Annotated in this window: 16 protein-coding genes; 9 read left to right on the top strand and 7 right to left on the bottom strand. The window is 71.4% G+C overall.

Features of this window, described 5'->3' with window-relative positions:
* Positions 1 to 5 precede the first annotated feature (5 nt).
* The gene (locus LGI35_RS14785; RefSeq protein ID WP_227294304.1) at positions 6 to 761 is read left to right on the top strand and encodes a hypothetical protein; all 756 of its coding nucleotides are present in this window, start codon (positions 6 to 8) and stop codon (positions 759 to 761) included.
* On the opposite strand, the gene LGI35_RS14780 is transcribed toward LGI35_RS14785, so the two are convergent.
* The 3 genes from LGI35_RS14780 to cobT all read right to left on the bottom strand — a co-directional run bounded on the left by LGI35_RS14780 (position 710) and on the right by cobT (position 4,409).
* Entirely contained in the window at positions 710 to 1,411 is a 702-nt protein-coding gene (locus LGI35_RS14780; RefSeq protein WP_227294303.1) for a hypothetical protein, read from the bottom strand. The genes LGI35_RS14785 and LGI35_RS14780 overlap by 52 nt on opposite strands.
* Entirely contained in the window at positions 1,408 to 3,183 is a 1,776-nt protein-coding gene (locus LGI35_RS14775) for a phosphatidylglycerol lysyltransferase domain-containing protein (protein ID WP_227294302.1), read from the bottom strand. Before LGI35_RS14775 ends, LGI35_RS14780 begins: the two co-directional genes overlap by 4 nt.
* Before the next feature lie 122 nt (positions 3,184 to 3,305).
* The gene (gene cobT / locus LGI35_RS14770; RefSeq protein WP_227294301.1) at positions 3,306 to 4,409 is read right to left on the bottom strand and encodes a nicotinate-nucleotide--dimethylbenzimidazole phosphoribosyltransferase; all 1,104 of its coding nucleotides are present in this window, start codon (positions 4,407 to 4,409) and stop codon (positions 3,306 to 3,308) included.
* A gap of 183 nt (positions 4,410 to 4,592) precedes the next feature.
* Here cobT and LGI35_RS14765 point away from each other — a divergent pair, with 183 nt between their 5' ends.
* Positions 4,593 to 5,702: a class I SAM-dependent methyltransferase gene (locus tag LGI35_RS14765; RefSeq protein WP_227294300.1), complete on the top strand. Its 1,110-nt coding sequence runs from the start codon at positions 4,593 to 4,595 to the stop codon at positions 5,700 to 5,702.
* A gap of 23 nt (positions 5,703 to 5,725) precedes the next feature.
* Here the strand turns inward: LGI35_RS14765 and LGI35_RS14760 are convergent, their stop codons facing one another.
* Positions 5,726 to 6,925, bottom strand: a complete 1,200-nt coding sequence (locus tag LGI35_RS14760; protein ID WP_227294299.1) for a bifunctional adenosylcobinamide kinase/adenosylcobinamide-phosphate guanylyltransferase — start codon at positions 6,923 to 6,925, stop codon at positions 5,726 to 5,728.
* A 100-nt stretch (positions 6,926 to 7,025) separates the two neighbouring features.
* Between LGI35_RS14760 and LGI35_RS14755 the strand changes: the two genes are divergently transcribed.
* Positions 7,026 to 7,244, top strand: a complete 219-nt coding sequence (locus LGI35_RS14755) for a hypothetical protein (protein WP_227300306.1) — start codon at positions 7,026 to 7,028, stop codon at positions 7,242 to 7,244.
* 174 nt (positions 7,245 to 7,418) lie between these two features.
* Here the strand turns inward: LGI35_RS14755 and LGI35_RS14750 are convergent, their stop codons facing one another.
* Both LGI35_RS14750 and LGI35_RS14745 read right to left on the bottom strand, forming a co-directional pair.
* Positions 7,419 to 8,126, bottom strand: a complete 708-nt coding sequence (locus LGI35_RS14750) for a class I SAM-dependent methyltransferase (protein ID WP_227294298.1) — start codon at positions 8,124 to 8,126, stop codon at positions 7,419 to 7,421.
* 83 nt (positions 8,127 to 8,209) lie between these two features.
* On the bottom strand, positions 8,210 to 8,836 hold the full coding sequence (locus LGI35_RS14745; protein ID WP_227294297.1) for a DUF3043 domain-containing protein: 627 nt from the start codon (positions 8,834 to 8,836) through the stop codon (positions 8,210 to 8,212).
* A gap of 271 nt (positions 8,837 to 9,107) precedes the next feature.
* Here LGI35_RS14745 and LGI35_RS14740 point away from each other — a divergent pair, with 271 nt between their 5' ends.
* The 5 genes from LGI35_RS14740 to LGI35_RS14720 all read left to right on the top strand — a co-directional run bounded on the left by LGI35_RS14740 (position 9,108) and on the right by LGI35_RS14720 (position 15,563).
* On the top strand, positions 9,108 to 9,905 hold the full coding sequence (locus LGI35_RS14740) for a PspA/IM30 family protein (RefSeq protein ID WP_116502507.1): 798 nt from the start codon (positions 9,108 to 9,110) through the stop codon (positions 9,903 to 9,905).
* Between the two features lie 21 nt (positions 9,906 to 9,926).
* Complete coding sequence (pspAA, locus tag LGI35_RS14735; RefSeq protein ID WP_227294296.1) at positions 9,927 to 10,205, top strand: PspA-associated protein PspAA; 279 nt, start codon at positions 9,927 to 9,929, stop codon at positions 10,203 to 10,205.
* A gap of 88 nt (positions 10,206 to 10,293) precedes the next feature.
* Entirely contained in the window at positions 10,294 to 11,526 is a 1,233-nt protein-coding gene (locus tag LGI35_RS14730; RefSeq protein WP_423835706.1) for a sensor histidine kinase, read from the top strand.
* Positions 11,523 to 12,221 carry a response regulator gene (locus tag LGI35_RS14725; protein WP_227294295.1) on the top strand — a complete coding sequence of 233 codons (699 nt, stop codon included), beginning with the start codon at positions 11,523 to 11,525 and terminating at the stop codon, positions 12,219 to 12,221. The genes LGI35_RS14730 and LGI35_RS14725 overlap by 4 nt, the downstream gene beginning before the upstream one ends.
* A gap of 186 nt (positions 12,222 to 12,407) precedes the next feature.
* Positions 12,408 to 15,563, top strand: a complete 3,156-nt coding sequence (locus LGI35_RS14720; RefSeq protein ID WP_227294294.1) for an efflux RND transporter permease subunit — start codon at positions 12,408 to 12,410, stop codon at positions 15,561 to 15,563.
* Between the two features lie 79 nt (positions 15,564 to 15,642).
* On the opposite strand, the gene nadA is transcribed toward LGI35_RS14720, so the two are convergent.
* Positions 15,643 to 16,833 carry a quinolinate synthase NadA gene (nadA, locus tag LGI35_RS14715; protein ID WP_227294293.1) on the bottom strand — a complete coding sequence of 397 codons (1,191 nt, stop codon included), beginning with the start codon at positions 16,831 to 16,833 and terminating at the stop codon, positions 15,643 to 15,645.
* 279 nt (positions 16,834 to 17,112) lie between these two features.
* On the opposite strand from nadA, the gene LGI35_RS14710 reads away from it, so the two are divergent.
* Positions 17,113 to 17,469, top strand: a complete 357-nt coding sequence (locus LGI35_RS14710) for an iron-sulfur cluster assembly accessory protein (RefSeq protein WP_100592151.1) — start codon at positions 17,113 to 17,115, stop codon at positions 17,467 to 17,469.
* Positions 17,470 to 17,498 lie beyond the last annotated feature (29 nt).

The following is a 17,498-nucleotide window of genomic DNA, read 5'->3' as shown; positions in this document are numbered from 1 at the left end:
GCCGCATGGGTGACTGGTGGTACCGGAACATCGTCGAGCCGGGGAAGCTGCCGCTGCTGCTCGCCCTCGCCGCGTTCCTGCTGACCTTCGTGGCGACCCGTACGATCACGCGCCTCATCCGGGCCGGGCGCGGGCCGTTCCGCAACGTCACGCCGGGCGGCATGCACATCCACCACGTGGTGCCGGGCGTGATCCTCACCGTCGTCGGCGGGTTCGGCGCGGTCGGCAGCGGGCGGCACGGCGTCGCCGCCTCGATCTGCGCGGTGATCTTCGGGACCGGCGCGGGCCTGGTCCTCGACGAGTTCGCGCTGATCCTGCACCTCGCCGACGTGTACTGGACCGAACAGGGAAGGCAGAGCGTGGAGGTGGTGGTCCTCGCCGCTGCGCTCGGGCTGCTCGTCCTCAGCGGCTTCTCGCCGCTCGGTGTGAACGACGTGACGGGACAGGAGGAGCAGGGGCGCGGTACCGCGATCCTCACGGTCCTGGTCAATCTCCTGTTCGTCGTGCTGGCCATGTTCAAGGGGAAGCCCCGGCTCGCGATCCTCGGCGTACTCGTGCCGTTCGTCGCGCTGTTCGGGGCCATCAGGCTCGCGCGGCCCGGATCGGCGTGGGCCAAGCGCTGGTACCGGCGGCGCCCCAAGGCCAGGGCCAGATCGCGGCTGCGCGCCTACCGGCACGACCGGCGCTGGTCGAAGCTGAGCCGGGGCTTTCAGGACCTGATCGGCGGCACACCCGACCCGGAGCGCTCGGTGTCCCGGTGACGCGCGGTGGCGAGGGCCCACCGCGCCACGACGACCAGGGCGACCGCGGTCATCGCCGCCAGGTGCTCCTTGCCCGCGAGGTTCGGCTTGATGGCCGCCTCGATCACCATGAGGGCGACCACCACGCCCGCCGTCCACCAGGCGTGATGGCGCCAGCACACGTACACGGCGAGGCCGACGACCGCCGCCGAGGGGCCGTTGTCGACGAGCAGCGCGTCCGACGCGGGCAGGCCGAGCGGGCTGTCGGGGCCGAGGGCGATGCCGAGGCGGGCGTAGAGGGTGCCGGCGAGGGTGGCGACGTATCCGATGGCGAGCGTGCCCCGCCAGCCGAGGCAGATCTCCGCGATGCCGAACACGATCAGTACCTGTGCGAGCGCGCCCCACACCGGCAGGTCGAGCGCCGGCACGGAGAGGGACAGCGGGGTGCGCAGCACGGACAGCCACAGCGGGTCCTCGGCCCGTACGGAGCCGACGCCTTGCACGAACCGATAGCCCCAGGCCTGGTTCTGCGCGTACTGGAACAGGGCCGTGAGGCAGACCGCGCCGAGCGTCATCGGCGCCGCCCGCCACCTCTTCGCGACGAGCCCCCTGTGCACCGTCGACCACAACTGGCCCCACTCGGCGCGGGCCAGGGCGGCCGGGGATCTCACGGGCGCGGCTCCAGATGTCGGCGGTGCATCCAGTTCGGCAGGCCCGGTGCCTCGAGAAAGCCCTCGGCGCGCGCGGAGGCGAGGCCGATCCGCGGCAGGTCGGCGCTCTTCTCGAAGAGCAGGAAGCGGGGTTCCCAGATGGGCCGGTACTTCGCGTTGGCCCGGTAGAGGGATTCGATCTGCCACCACCGTGAGAAGAAGCTGAGCAGCGAGCGCCACAGGCGCAGCACCGGGCCCGCGCCGAGCCGCGAGCCACGTTCGAAGACGGACCGGAACATCGCGAAGTTCAGCGACACCTGCGTGATCCCGATCTCTCCGGCCCGCTGGAGCAGTTGGATCACCATGAACTCCATCAGCCCGTTCTCGGAGTCCCTGTCACGCCGCATCAGGTCGAGAGAGAGCCCCTCCGGTCCCCAGGGGACGAACGAGAGGACGGCCTTCAACTCGCCTTTCCCGTCCGTGCATTCGAGCATCACGCAGCGTCCGTCCGCCGGATCGCCGAGCCGCCCGAGCGCCATCGAGAAGCCGCGCTCGGTCGCCCCGTCGCGCCAGTCGTCGGCGCGCTGGAGCAGGTACGTCATCGCGTCGGCGGGGATGTCCTCGTGGCGCCGGATCCGCACCTCGTAACCCGCGCGCTTGACCCGGTTGTAGGCCTGGCGGACGGTGCGCATGGCGCGGCCCTCCAGTGTGAACTCGGCGATCTCGACGATGGCTTCGTCGCCGAGTTCGAGGGCGTCGAGGCCGTGCCGGGCGTAGATGGTGCCCGCCTCCTCGCTCGCGCCCATCACGGCCGGGATCCAGCCGTGTTCGCGCGCCTCCACGAGCCAGGGCGCGATCGCGCCGGGCCAGGCCTCGGGGTCGCCGATCGGATCGCCCGACGCGAGCGAGACCCCGCCGACGACGCGGTACGCGACGGCCGCCTTGCCCGTCGGCGACCACACGACGCTCTTCTCGCGGCGCAGTGCGAAGTAGCCGAGCGAGTCCCGGTCGCCCTCCTTGTCCAGCAGTGCGCGCAGCCTGGCCTCGTCGTCGGGGGTGATGGGGTCGACGGCCTTGCGGGAGCGGAACGCGGCGTACGCGACGGCGAGCAGGAGGAGGGTGCTCAGGATGTTGATGACGACGTTGACCCAGTTCGGCGACGTGATGCCGGGGTAGCGGGACTCGTCGGTGGCGACCGAGATGAGGCGCAGGGTGCCGTAGCGCCAGCGCTCCAGGAACGTCGAGTGGTGCCCGTCGTGCGCCTGGTTGGTGACGGTCACGAGGAACGTCGCGAACAGGGACGTCACGAGGAGTCCGCCGATCCCGACCGCGGCCGCGAGCTTCGCGTTCGAGCGGTCCCCCTTCGCGTAGAACTCCCGCCGTCCGAGCAGCAGCGCGGCGACGAACGCGGCGGTCAGGACGAGCGAGATCCAGTTCTGCGCGTACCGGCTCACCTCGGGGAAGAACATCACGACGATGAACAGGAGCAGGAAGAGCCCGCTCAGTACGAGGTTGAGGATCCACGCGGCGCGCTTGCGGCGGCGCATCGTGATCGCCAGGAACCAGGTGAAGACCCCCGACGCGAAGCCGGCCGTCAGCAGGTACGGGGTGAAGTAGTTGTCGGTGTTGTGCCGTTGCAGGTCCTGGCCGAGGGAGACCCAGACCGCGCTCAGGAGGTTGATGAACGTGACGACGCGCAGGTACCAGACGAGGAAGGCGGCCGCCCGTTTCGACGTGGGGGTGGAGGCGTGGGCGGGGCGCGCGGGTGGAGCGCTCGTGTGTTCATCTGCCATAGGCAGGGAGCATATGGGGCATTTAATGCGATGTGGGTCGAGCATCGCCGGGGCGCGAAACGGCGGGTCGCGGCGGTACCGAACCCGCCGCGACCCGCCGTCAAAATGGCGCGCCCTGTGCCCTACTCGGTCGCGTCGGCGGTCTCCGGCTCCTCGGCGGCCGGCGACTCCTCTACGGCCTGCGGGGCCTCCGGCAGCTCCGCCGCCAGCGCCGCGGCGGCCTGTACCAGCGGCAGCGCGAGCAGCGCCCCCGCTCCCTCGCCCACTGTCACGCCCTGGTCGAGCAGCGGCTCCATCGCCATCCGGTCCAGCGCCTTCGCCTGCGCGGGCTCCCCGCTCGACTGGCCCGCCAGCCACCAGTCCGGCGCCCGGAACGCGATCCGCTGTCCGACGAGCGCGCACGCCGCCGACACGACGCCGTCCAGGATCACCGGCGTACGCCGCACCGCGCTCTGCAGAAGGAACCCGGTCGCGGCGGCGAGGTCCGCGCCGCCCACCGCGCCGAGCAGCGCCAGTTGGTCGCCGAGCACGGGCCTGGCCCGCCGCAGGGCGTCCCGCACGGCCGCGCACTTGCGCATCCACGCCAGGTCGTCGATCGGCGAGCCGCCGCGCCCGGTCACCACGGACGCGTCCGTCCCGCACAGCGCCGCGATCAGCGTCGCGGCCGCCGTCGTCCCGCCCACGCTGAGATCCCCGAGGACCACCAGATCCGTGCCGGAGTCCGCCTCCTCGTCGGCGACGGCCATGCCCGCGCGGAACGCGGCCTCCGCCTCCTCGGGCGTCAGCGCGTCCTCGACGTCGATGCGCCCGGACGACCTGCGCACTCGGTGCCGTACGACCTCGGCGGGCAGCTCGCCGGGCTCGCAGTCCAGCGACATGTCGACGACCCGTACGGGAACACCCAGGCGCCGCGCGAGGATCGCCGACGCGCTCCCGCCCTCGATGGCCTGGCGCACCAGCGCCGCGGCACTTCCCGCGGGCCGCGCCGACACCCCGAGTTGCGCGATCCCGTGGTCACCCGCGAACAGCACCACGCGCGGCCGCTCCAGCGGCTTGACCGGCACGGCGGCCTGGGCGGCCGACAGCCACTCGCCCAGCTCGTCGAGGCGGCCGAGCGCGCCGGGCGGCACCGCGAAGCGGGCACGGCGTTCCTCGGCGTCGCGGCGCGTCCCGCCGTCGGGGCGCTCGATCAGATCGGTGAAGTCGTCGAGATTCAGCGAGCTCATTCGCCGAACAGTACCGGCCGTTCCCCGACGTGGCGCATGACGTGGTGTTACGCCATGCGATGCATCGCGTCCGCAGCGTCATTGCGGGTCTCTCCGTGATCCTTTACGTTCCTGGATGCCCCGGATTGTCGTATCGCCCCAGGGCGGTGTGGCGCCCTTCGGACCGTCCCACAGGAGTTCGTGATGACCCCCACGACCGAGGCCGTCGCCGAGCGGCGGCCCGCCTATCTCACCGAACTCGCCCAGGGCACCGACCGGTTCCACGAGCCGCGCAGGACCGACTGCCCCTGGTGCGGCTCCGGCCGCCTGCGCACCCGGCTGCGGACCACCGACCTCCTCCAGCACAAGCCCGGCAGCTTCGTCGTCGACCAGTGCCGCGCCTGCTCGCACTCCTTCCAGAACCCGCGCCTGACTCCCGAGGGACTGGCCTTCTACTACCGGGACTTCTACGACGGGCTCAACGCCGGCCACTCCGCCCGGCTCCTGAACGCCCAGCACTCCGCGCGGCGCTCCGCCCGGCGCCACCGCGCCGCCGCCCGCACCCTGCTGGCCCTCATCGAGCCGGAGAGCTGGCTGGACGTCGCCACCGGGCAGGGCCACTTCCCGGCGGCCGCCAAGGAGGTCCACCCGTACACGGCCTTCGACGGGCTCGACGCCGGAGCCGCCGTCGAGGAGGGCCGCAGGGCCGGCCGCGTCGAGGAGGCCCACCGCGGCACCCTCACCGAACTCGCCCCCGCGCTCGCGGGACGCTACGACGCGCTGAGCATGTTCCACTACCTGGAGCACGCCACCGACCCGCGCGAGGAACTCAAGGCCGCCCGCACCGTCCTGCGCCCCGGCGGCCACCTCCTCGTCGAGGTTCCCGACCCCGAGAGCCGCTACGCGAAGCTGCTCGGCAAGTGGTGGGTGTCGTACTTCCAGCCCCAGCACCTGCACCTCATCCCCATGGACAACCTCAGCCGCGAGCTGGAGCGCCTCGGCTACACGGTCGTCGCGACCGACCGCCGCGAGGCGCACGTCCCGCTCGACCTCACCGCCGGCCTCGCCCTGTTCCTCGGCCACTGGCTGCCGAGCGCCGACGCACCCTGGCGCAGCAAGGCCCCCACCCCGCTCCAGCGCGGGCTGCGCACGGCCCTCACGTACGCCGTCGTGCCCCTCGTCGCCGCGGCCTACGCGGCGGACCAACTGCTCGCCCCGCTCGCGGGCCGCACCCGCTTCTCCAACGCCTACCGGGTCGTGGCCCGCAAGAACACCGCGGGACCCGGCAGGGACCCGCAGCTGACCGAGGTCTGAGAGGCCTGGCCGGACGCCCCGTGTCAGCCGCGCAGCACGAGCGCCTGCCCGGCCACCACGAGCAGTACCTGTTCGCACTCGGCGGCGAACGCCGTGTTCAGGCGCCCCAGTTCGTCCCGGTAGCGGCGGCCCGACGCGGTGGCCGGGACGATCCCGGAACCCACCTCGTTCGACACGGCGACGACCGTGCGCGAGGTGTTCCGCACGGCCTCCGTCAGCGCCGCGACCTTCTCGCGCAGCGCCCGCTCCCCGCCGCCCGCCCACTCCGCGTCGTCCCAGGCCCGCACCTCGTCCATGGCGTACGTCAGCCACAGGGACAGGCAGTCGATGAGCAGCGGGGGACCGTCCTGCGCGAGGAGCGGCACGAGGTCGCACGTCTCCGTCGTGTTCCAGGAGCCGGGACGCCGCTCGCGGTGCAGTGCCACCCGCTGCGACCACTCGGTGTCCCCGCCCCGCGTGCCGCCCGTCGCCACGTACAGCACGCCCGGGAACGCCTCGAGGCGCCGCTCGGCCTCGACCGACTTCCCGGACCTCGCCCCACCGAGGACCAGCGTCCTGCGCGGCACGTCCGGCACGTCCTCGTACGCCCCCACCACGAGCGTCGTCCCGTCCGGCACGGCCCGTGCGCCCGCCGCCGCCAGACGGCGCGTCAGCTCCGGACCGGGCGGCACGTCGTGGTCGATGTGGACCGCGAGCAGATCGGTCGTCGCGCCGATCGCCCCCACGGCCCGCAGCCTGGCCGCCGCGTCCGGGCGGTCCACGATGTCGGCGAGCACCATCTCGTACGGCCGCTCGGCCTCCTCGAAGCCCGCGGGCGCCGCGCCCGGCGGCAGGTACAGCAGCCGCTCGCCGTCCGGCCCGGTCACCTCGTAGCCCGTCCCCGGCGAGTCCATCGGCAGGGCCCGTACCCGGTGCCCGGTCAGCAGCGCCAACTCGCTCCCGTCCGGCACCCGGCCCGGCGACACGAGCCCCGCCGGCACCTCGACGGGCGGCCCGTCGTGCGGATGCGAGAGCAGTACCTGCCGTACGCCGCTGAGGCTGTGCCCCGAGCGGGCGGCGGCGAACGCCGCCCCCGGCGTCAGGTCGAGCATCAGCGTGCCGTCGATCAGGAGCGCGGTCGCGGCGCGCGCACCCGGCCCGAGGGCGGTGGCGCAGGCCGCGCAGGGGCAGTCGGGGCGGGGCAGGCCGGTGGGTGCGCCGGTGCCGAGCAGAGTGAGTTCCACGGGAAGATCCTCCCGCGCCACCGCGAGCGGCGCTCGCCCGGATAGGCTTCCGGGCAGTACTCAGACCGTGAGCTGGTCCGTTGACTCCCTGGAGGCTGACATGGCGGCGTGGACGTGGAGGTTCGAGAAGTCGGACGGGACGGAGGTCCAGCCGGCGGTGCAGCCCGAGGAGTTCACGACTCAGGGCGACGCGGAGTCGTGGATCGGCGAGTACTGGAAGGCCCTCGCCGAAGGCGGCGCCGACCAGGTCAGCCTCTTCGAGGACGACGCGAAGATCTATGGTCCGATGGGCCTGCATGCGGAGGACGCGCCCGCGTAGGTCCGCAGCACCTTCCGGAACGCCGAGAGGGGCGGCGACCCGCACGGGTGGCCGCCCCTTTCGCTCCCGATGCGTCCGTCCCGGATCTCGCCGGGCGTGACCTCGACCGTCTTCTCGGCCCCGCTCCTCGTGCACGTCACCGAGAATCGGCGACCGTGGTGCGCGCCGGGACCCTCAGCCCCGCACGCCGCACAGGTGCAGCAACGCCGCCACCCGGCGGTACGGCTCCGTGCGGCCCGCCCGCTCCTCCGCCGCGAGCAGCGTGTGGAACTCGCCGGGCGGCGGCACGGGGGCGTCGTCCCCCGCCGTGTCCGTGAAGACCCGCACTCCGTACCAGGCGTGCAGTGGAGCCCCGATCCCGGCCAGCGTCGCGGTCAGCGCGTCGAGCCGGTCGGCCCGCACGTCGAGCCCGAGCCGGTTGCGGTACGAGAGGGTGTCGAAGGAGCCGAGCGCCGCCTGCCAGTCCCCGGCGAGGCCGGGCCGCATGGCGAGCGCGTCACCGTTGCGCACGAGGAGCGAGAGCAGGCCGCCGGGGGCCAGCATCCGCGCCAGGCCCGCGAGCAGCGCGTCGGGGTCCTCGACGTACATCAGGACCCCGTGGCACAGGACCACGTCGAAGCTGCCGGGCAGGAAGTGCACCCCGGTCTCACGGCCGTCGCCCTCCACGAGGCGCACCCGGCCGCGGATGCCCTCGGGCTCCTCGGCGAGCGCGGCCCGCGCGACGGCGACCATCCCGGGATCCTGCTCGACCCCGGTCACCTGATGCCCGGCACGCGCGAGGCGCAGGGCCTGCGTGCCCTGGCCCATGCCGACGTCGAGGATGCGCAGCCGCTGCCCGACGGGGTAGCGCGCGGCCAGCTGCTCGTCGAGCTGCCGGGCCACGAGCTCCTGGCGTACGGAATTGCGCAGACCGCTCAGCTTCCCGAGCCAGGACGCCGCGGCGCCGCCGGAGAAGGCCTCCGTGCTCAGGGCCGCTCCCCGCGCTTGACCTGGGGCTTGGGCAGACGGAGCCGGCGCATCTGGAGCGTGCGCATCAGGGCGTACGCGACGGCGCCCTTCTTCGGCTCGTTCGGGAACTTCTCGGCCAGGCGCTTCTTCAGGCGGAACGCCGTCACGACCGAGTCGAGGACGATCAGCACGATCACGATGAGCCAGAGCAGCAGCGCGATGTTCTGGAGGCTCGGAATCCGGATCATGGTCATCACGAGGATGACCACCGCCAGGGGCAGGAAGAACTCGGCGATGCAGAAGCGCGAGTCGACGAAGTCGCGCGCGAACTTTCGCACCGGACCCTTGTCGCGGGCGGGAAGATAACGCTCGTCACCGCTGGCGAGCGCCTGGCGCTGCCTCTCCATCGCGGTGCGGCGCTCGTCACGCTGCCGCTTCGACGCCTCCTTGCGGGTCGTCGGCGTATTGGCCACGCTGCGGCGCTGGGTCTGGGCCTGGCTGCGCTTGGGCGTGGGGCGGCCCTTGGGGGCCTGCGGGTCACGGGGCTGCGTGGAGTTGGTCACCGGTGCCTTGGCGGCCGGGGCCTTCTCGTCCTTGGATCGGCTACGGAACACAAAACCCAAGGGTACGTGGTGCGCGCGCATGGACCAGAGGCGAGTGGGGAACGATCCGGCAACACCCTGCGTCAGTGTTGCTGAGCGTTCCCGGCAGCTGCACCGCGTGCTCGTCGAACCGGCCACCCCAGGGGGCACCTACTCCCTGCGCCGGAGCGGGACCGGACGCAGTCGTCCTTGGGGATGAGCGCATCCGCACCTGAACAGTGCGGTAATAGAGGCAGGACCCGTACTGTGGGTTCTGTCGCAGTGCTGGTGCTGGACGTCTGCTGGATCTGTCAGAAGGGGGCGCGCGAAGCCCATGAGCGGTGTCATGAAGCGTATGGGGATGATCTTCCGCGCGAAGGCGAACAAGGCCCTTGACCGGGCCGAGGACCCGCGCGAGACCCTCGATTACTCGTACCAGAAGCAGCTGGAGCTGCTCCAGAAGGTGCGCCGCGGCGTCGCCGACGTGGCGACCTCGCGCAAGCGCCTGGAGCTGCAGCTCAACCAGCTCCAGACCCAGTCGTCCAAGCTGGAGGACCAGGGCCGCAAGGCGCTCGCGCTCGGCCGCGAGGACCTGGCCCGCGAGGCGCTCTCGCGCCGGGCAGCGCTCCAGCAGCAGGTCACCGACCTGGAGACACAGCACCAGACCCTTCAGGGCGAGGAGGAGAAGCTCACCCTCGCGGCGCAGCGCCTCCAGGCCAAGGTCGACGCCTTCCGTACGAAGAAGGAGACGATCAAGGCGACCTACACCGCGGCCCAGGCGCAGACCCGCATCGGAGAGGCCTTCTCCGGCATCTCCGAGGAGATGGGCGACGTGGGCATGGCCATCCAGCGTGCCGAGGACAAGACGGCGCAGCTCCAGGCCCGGGCCGGCGCGATCGACGAGCTGCTTGCCTCCGGCGCCCTCGACGACCAGTCCGGCCTCGCCAAGGACGACATCCAGAGCGAGCTGGACCGCCTCTCCGGTGGTACGGATGTAGAGCTGGAACTCCAGCGGATGAAGGCCGAACTGTCGGGCGGCTCCTCCTCCTCGCAGCAGGCCATCGAGGGCGGTCAGGGCCAGCAGTCCCCGACGCAGACGCCGCAGGACACCCCGCGCTTCGACAAGCAGTAGTCCCACGCCGAGGAGGGCGTCATGATCGTACGGATCATGGGGGAGGGGCAGGTGGAGCTGGCCGACAGCCACTTCACCGAGCTCAACAAGCTCGACAACGAGCTCCTGGCCGAGATGGAGAACGGGGACGGCCCCGGTTTCCGCCGCACGCTCAACGCCCTGCTCGAAACGGTCCGCTCCGTCGGCACCCCGCTGCCCGACGCTTCGCTCGAACCCTCGGAACTTATTCTTCCGTCCCCGGACGCGACCTTGGAAGAGGTCAGGGAGATGCTCAGCGACGAGGGCCTGATCCCTGGCTGAGCCCCTGCCCCCGGTACGCGGCCCGTCGCGCGCACCGCTGATGGACGGGCCTGCCGCGCACGGACGAGGGGGCGATACCGTGACGCCGGTGACCCCCTTCGTACGCTGGGCCAGGACTCACCCCCGGGCCATGGACGCCGCACTCGCGGCGGCGGTGCTGCTCTGCATGATCGCCGCCTCCTTCGCCGATCCGAACGGCGGCCGCGACGGCACCCCCACCTGGGGCACCCGCAGCCCCCAGGTCCTCAGCGTCGTCCTCATGGTGCTCGGTGCGGCCGCCCTCGTCCTGCGCCGCCGCGCGCCCATGGCGGTCCTCGCGGCCACCTCCGCCGTCACCCTGGCCGAACTCGTCACCGGCGACCCCCGCGCGCCCGTCGCGATGAGCGCCGTCGTCGCGCTCTACACCGTCGCCGCCACCACCGACCGCCCCACCACGTGGCGCGTCGGCCTCGCCACCATGGCCCTCCTCTCCGGCGCCGCCATGCTGGCCGGCCCTCTGCCCTGGTACACGCAGGAGAACCTCGGCGTCTTCGCCTGGACCGGCATGGCCGCCGCGGCCGGGGACGCGGTGCGCAGCCGGCGCGCGTTCGTCGACGCGATCCGCGAGCGGGCCGAGCGGGCCGAGCGCACACGGGAGGAGGAGGCCCGGCGCCGGGTCGCCGAGGAGCGCCTGCGCATCGCCCGCGACCTGCACGACGTCGTCGCGCACCACATCGCCCTGGTCAACGTCCAGGCGGGCGTCGCCTCGCACGTCATGGACAAGCGCCCCGACCAGGCCAAGGAGGCCCTGTCGCACGTGCGCGAGGCGAGCCGCTCCGCGCTCAACGAACTCCGCGCCACCGTGGGCCTGTTGAGGCAGTCCGGCGATCCGGAGGCGCCCACCGAACCGGCGCCGGGACTCGACCGCCTCGAAGACCTCGTCGGTACGTTCCGCAACGCCGGCCTGCCCGTCGAGGTCGCCTGCGCCGACCGGGCCACCGGCCTGCAGGCCGCCGTCGACCTGGCCGCCTACCGGATCATCCAGGAGGCCCTGACCAATGTGCAGAAGCATGCGGGCACCGAGGCCAAGGCCGAGGTCAGCGTCGTGCGCGTAGGCCCGAACATCGAGGTCACGATCCTGGACAACGGGCCCGGCACCGAGCAGCCCTCGCCCGACAGCGGCGGCCACGGTCTCCTCGGCATGCGCGAGCGCGTCGCCGCGATCGGCGGCAGCTGCTCGGCGGGACCGCGCTACGGGGGCGGGTTCCGCGTCCATGCGATCCTTCCCGTCCAGGCCCGCGCCACCGCGGGCCTCGCCACGGACACGGGGGACGCCGGATGACCATTCGGGTACTGCTCGCCGACGACCAGGCCCTGCTGCGCAGTGCCTTCCGCGTCCTCGTGGACTCCGAACCCGACATGCTCGTCGTCGGCGAGGCCTCGGACGGCGCGGAGGCGGTCGGCCTCGCCAAATCCGAGAAGGCCGATGTCGTTCTCATGGACATCCGGATGCCCGGCACCGACGGACTCGCCGCGACCCGCCTGATCAGCGCCGACCCCGAACTGGCACACGTACGCGTCGTGATGCTCACGACGTTCGAGGTCGACGAGTACGTCGTCCAGTCGCTGCGCGCGGGCGCCTCCGGCTTCCTCGGCAAGGGCGCCGAACCCGAGGAGCTCCTCGGCGCCGTGCGGATCGCCGCCGCGGGCGAGGCGCTCCTGTCGCCGGTCGCCACCAAGGGCCTGATCGCCAAGTTCCTCGCCCAGGGCGAGGGGTACGGCGACTGGGAGGACGGCGCCCGCCCCGGCGGCGCCCACGGCGAACGTCTCGCCGCGCTGACCACCCGCGAGCGCGAGGTCCTCGTCCAGGTCGCCGGCGGCCACTCGAACGACGAGATCGCGGAGCGCCTCCAGGTCAGCCCGCTCACGGTCAAGACCCATGTGAACCGCGCCATGGCCAAGCTCGGCGCGCGGGACCGTGCCCAACTCGTAGTAATCGCGTACGAATCGGGCCTGGTCCGTCCAAGGGTGGAGTGAGCCGGGGCCTCCGCGTACTACGGGCGCAGTATGCGGCGCATAAGAACGGGACCTGGGAGCTACGGATCCGCCCTCGCGCATGACTGAGGGTGTAGGGGGCCCCGCACGTCTCTTCGGACGCACCCGCGTCCCCCGGCCGCCCGGGGCCTCCTCCTGCCGCGCCTGCCACAGAGAGAGACCCACACCATGTCCTGGCTGTCGAGATTCAGCCTCGCTCAACGGGCCCTGATCGGGCTGATGTCGATCATCGCGATCGTCTTCGGCGCCATCGCGATACCCCAGCTCAAGCAGCAGCTGCTGCCCTCCATCGAACTGCCCATGGTGTCCGTCCTGGCCCCGTACCAGGGCGCGTCTCCCGACGTGGTCGAGAAGCAGGTCATCGAGCCGCTCGAGTCGACCATCGAGGCGGTCGACGGCATCACCGGCATCACCTCCACGGCGAGCGAGGGCAACGCCGTGATCATGGCCCAGTTCGACTACGGCAACGGCTCCAAGCAGCTCGTCGCCGACGTCCAGCAGGCCGTGAACCGGGCCCGCGCCCAGCTCCCCGACGACGTCGACCCGCAGGTCATCGCGGGCTCCACGGACGACATCCCGACCGTCGTCCTCGCCGTCACGTCCGACAAGGACCAGCAGGCGCTCGCCGACCAGCTCGACAAGACCGTCGTCCCGTCCCTCAAGGACATCGACGGCGTCGGCCAGGTCACCGTCGACGGTGTGCGCGACCTCCAGGTCACCGTCACCCCCGACGACAAGAAGCTCGCCGCGGCCGGCATCAGCCAGGCCGCGCTCGGCCAGTCCCTCCAGGCGGGTGGCGCGACCCTGCCCGCCGGCTCCTTCGACGAGGGCGGCAGCAACCGCACCGTCCAGGTCGGCGGCGGCTTCACCTCCCTGAAGCAGATCGAGGACCTGATGGTCACCGGCGAGGGCGTCAGGAAGCCCGTACGCCTCGGTGACGTCGCCGAGGTCGCGCAGCGGCCCGCGAAGGCCGACTCGATCACCCGCACCGACGGCAAACCCAGCCTCGCGGTCATGGTCACCATGGACCACGACGGCAGCGCGGTCGCCATCTCCGACGCGGTCAAGGACAAGCTCCCCGACCTGCGCAAGGACCTCGGCACCGGCGCGAAGCTCACGGTCGTCAGCGACCAGGGCCCGGCCGTCTCCAAGTCCATCGACGGCCTGACGACGGAGGGCGCGCTCGGCCTCCTCTTCGCCGTCCTCGTCATCCTGGTCTTCCTGGCGTCGATCCGCTCGACCCTGGTCACCGCGGTCTCGATCCCGCTCTCGGTCGTCCTGGCCCTGATCGTCCTGTGGACCCGTGACCTCTCGCTCAACATGCTCACGCTCGGCGCGCTGACCATCGCGATCGGCCGCGTCGTGGACGACTCCATCGTCGTCCTGGAGAACATCAAGCGGCACCTCGGCTACGGCGAGGAGCGCCAGGAGGCGATCCTCAAGGCGGTCCGCGAGGTCGCGGGCGCCGTCACGTCGTCCACCCTGACCACCGTCGCCGTCTTCCTGCCCATCGGCCTGGTCGGCGGCATGGTCGGCGAGCTGTTCGGCTCGTTCTCGCTGACGGTCACGGCGGCCCTGCTGGCCTCGCTGATCGTCTCGCTCACCGTCGTCCCGGTCCTGTCGTACTGGTTCCTGCGCCCGCCCAAGGCGATCAAGGGCGTCGATCCGGAGGAGGCGCGCCGCAAGGCGGAGGAGAAGGAGGCGCGGTCCTGGCTCCAGCGGATCTACGTCCCCGTCCTGCGCTTCGCGACCCGTCGCCGCCTCACCAGCGTCCTGATCGCGGTCGTGGTCCTGGTCGGCACGTTCGGCATGGCCCCCATGCTGAAGACGAACTTCTTCGACCAGGGCGAGCAGGAAGTCCTGTCCATCAAGCAGGAGCTGAAGCCGGGCACCAGCCTGGCGGCGACCGACGCCGCGGCGAAGAAGGTCGAGAAGCTGCTCGACGGCGTCGACTCGGTCAAGGACTACCAGGTCACCATCGGCTCGTCCGGCTTCATGGCGGCCTTCGGCGGCGGCACCGACACCAACCAGGCGTCGTACCAGGTGACGCTGAAGGACAAGGCGTCGTTCGAGAAGACCCAGGACCGCATCGAGAAGGGTCTCGGTGAGCTCGCCGGGATCGGCCGGACCACCATCGCGGCCGGTGACGGCTTCGGCAGCCAGGACCTGAGCGTCGTGGTGAAGGCGGCCGATGGCCAGGTCCTGCGCAAGGCGGCCGACGAGGTCCGCGACGAGGTCGCCGAGCTCGACGGCGTCACGGACGTCACCAGCGACCTGTCGCAGTCGGTCCCGCGCATCTCGGTCAAGGCCAATTCCAAGGCCGCGGCCGCCGGGTTCAACGACACCACGCTCGGCGCGGCCGTCGGCCAGGCCGTGCGCGGTACGACCAGCGGCAAGGCGATCCTCGACGACACCGAGCGCGACGTCGTCGTGAAGTCGGCGAAGCCCGCCACGACCATGGACGAGCTCAAGAAGCTCCCGATGGGCCCCCGCGGTCTGAAGCTCGGCGACATCGCCACGGTGAAGCTGGTGGACGGGCCGGTCTCCATGACCCGGATCGACGGCGCCCGCGCCGCGACGATCACGGCCAGGCCGACCGGTGACAACACCGGCGCGGTCAGCGCCGACCTCCAGACGAAGATCAAGGCGCTGAAGCTGCCCGCGGGCGCGAAGGCCACGATCGGCGGCGTCACGTCCGACCAGGACGACGCGTTCAAGAACCTCGGCCTCGCGATGCTGGCCGCGATCGCGATCGTGTTCATGCTTCTGGTCGCCACGTTCCGCTCGCTGGCGCAGCCGCTGATCCTGCTGGTCTCGATCCCGTTCGCGGCGACCGGCGCGATCGGCCTGCTCATCGCCACCGGCACCCCGATGGGCGTCCCGGCGATGATCGGCATGCTGATGCTCATCGGCATCGTGGTCACCAACGCGATCGTCCTGATCGACCTGATCAACCAGTACCGCAAGGAGGGCTACGGCACGATCGAGGCGGTCATCGAGGGCGGTCGCCACCGTCTGCGCCCGATCCTCATGACGGCCCTGGCGACGATCTTCGCCCTGCTCCCGATGGCGCTCGGCGTCACCGGAGAGGGCGGCTTCATCGCCCAGCCGCTCGCGGTGGTGGTGATCGGCGGTCTGATCACGTCGACGCTCCTGACGCTCCTCCTCGTCCCGACGCTCTACGCGATGCTGGAGCTCCGCAAGGAGCGGCGCCGCAAGAAGCGCGAGGCGAAGCGGGCGAAGAAGGCCGGGGTGACGGCCGGACCGGAGGCCGCGGAGGCCTCGGAGTCCGAGTCCGGCGAGCCGGAGCCGGCGGGCGTCTGACCCTTTCGGCACAAAGCCCGGAGCCCGGGTCCCGCCTCGATGGGGGACCCGGGCTCCGGGCTTTCTACGGCTTTCGCGCCTACGGCAGCGCCAGCATCCGCTCCAGCGCCTGCTTCGCGAACTGCTCGGTCTCGCGGTCGACCTCGATCCGGTTGACCAGGTTGCCCTCGGCCAGGGACTCCAGGGCCCACACCAGGTGCGGCAGGTCGATGCGGTTCATCGTCGAGCAGAAGCAGACCGTCTTGTCGAGGAAGACGATCTCCTTGTCCGGGTGCGCGTTGGCGAGGCGCCGCACCAGGTTGAGCTCGGTGCCGATCGCCCACTTCGACCCGGCCGGGGCCGCGTCGAGGGCCTTGATGATGTACTCCGTCGAGCCGACCTCGTCCGCCGCGGCGACGACCTCGTGCTTGCACTCGGGGTGCACCAGGACCCGTACGCCGGGGATCCGCTCGCGGACGTCGTTCACCGAGTCGATCGAGAAGCGTCCGTGCACCGAGCAGTGCCCGCGCCACAGGATCATCTTCGCGTTCCGCAGCTCCTCGGCCGTCAGGCCGCCGTTCGGCTTGTGCGGGTTGTACAGGACGCAGTCGTCCAGGGACATCCCCATGTCCCGCACGGCGGTGTTGCGGCCGAGGTGCTGGTCCGGCAGGAAGAGCACCTTCTCGCCCTGCTCGAAGGCCCAGTCGAGGGCCCTCTTCGCGTTCGACGAGGTACAGATCGTGCCGCCGTGCTTGCCGGTGAACGCCTTGATGTCCGCGGAGGAGTTCATGTACGAGACGGGCACGACCTGCTCGGCGATGCCGGCCTCGGTCAGCACGTCCCAGCACTCGGCGACCTGCTCGGCGGTGGCCATGTCGGCCATGGAGCACCCGGCGGCCAGGTCGGGCAGGACCACCTTCTGGTCGTCGCCGGTGAGGATGTCGGCGGACTCGGCCATGAAGTGCACACCGCAGAAGACGATGTACTCGGCCTCCGGCCGGGCGGCCGCGTCACGGGCGAGCTTGAAGGAGTCGCCGGTGACGTCCGCGAACTGGATGACCTCGTCGCGCTGGTAGTGGTGGCCGAGCACGAAGACCTTGTCCCCGAGCTTCTCCTTGGCCGCGCGGGCGCGCTCCACCAGGTCCGGGTCGGACGGGGAGGGCAGGTCTCCAGGGCACTCCACGCCGCGCTCGCTCCGCGGGTCGGCCTCGCGGCCGAGCAGCAGGAGAGCCAGCGGAGTCGGCTGAACATCCAGGTCAACGGTGGTCTGGGCCGTGGTCACGTCACGCACCCTTTCTTGTTATGACATTCGTGCGGCGAGGCTTCTCGTCGAAATGACGCTATCTATCATAACTGCTTCACGTCAGAATGACGATGGCCATCGTGTCTATGTGACGCAATCCGCGTGGACCGGCCCGTGCCTCCCGCGCGCGGGGTGTGCGAGCATGAAAGGGCAAGGAAGCCGAACTCGCCGAGAGGCGAAACACGAGCGCCAGGGCCGGAATGAAACCGCGGCCCCGCCGGTTGGAACGTCGGCAAGCAGTCTCCGTACAACCCTGGAGAGAAGCAGATGTCCGTATCGGACGAGACCACCACCGTGAGCGACGGCATCCTCCTGTCCGACGCCGCCGCGGCCAAGGTCAAGGCCCTCCTTGACCAGGAAGGGCGCGACGACCTGGCGCTGCGCGTCGCCGTACAGCCCGGAGGCTGCTCCGGCCTGCGTTACCAGCTCTTCTTCGACGAGCGCTCCCTCGACGGGGACGTCGTGAAGGACTTCGGTGGCGTCAAGGTCGTCACCGACCGCATGAGCGCCCCGTACCTGGGCGGCGCCTCCGTCGACTTCGTCGACACCATCGAGAAGCAGGGCTTCACGATCGACAACCCGAACGCCACGGGTTCCTGCGCCTGCGGCGACTCGTTCAGCTGAGCCTGAGCCTGTACGTACACGAAGCGGCG

Source organism: Streptomyces longhuiensis, from assembly GCF_020616555.1.
Taxonomy (GTDB): Bacteria; Actinomycetota; Actinomycetes; order Streptomycetales; family Streptomycetaceae; genus Streptomyces; species Streptomyces longhuiensis.
Note: the sequence above shows the minus strand (reverse complement) of the source record. Positions and strands in the feature narration are given on the sequence as shown.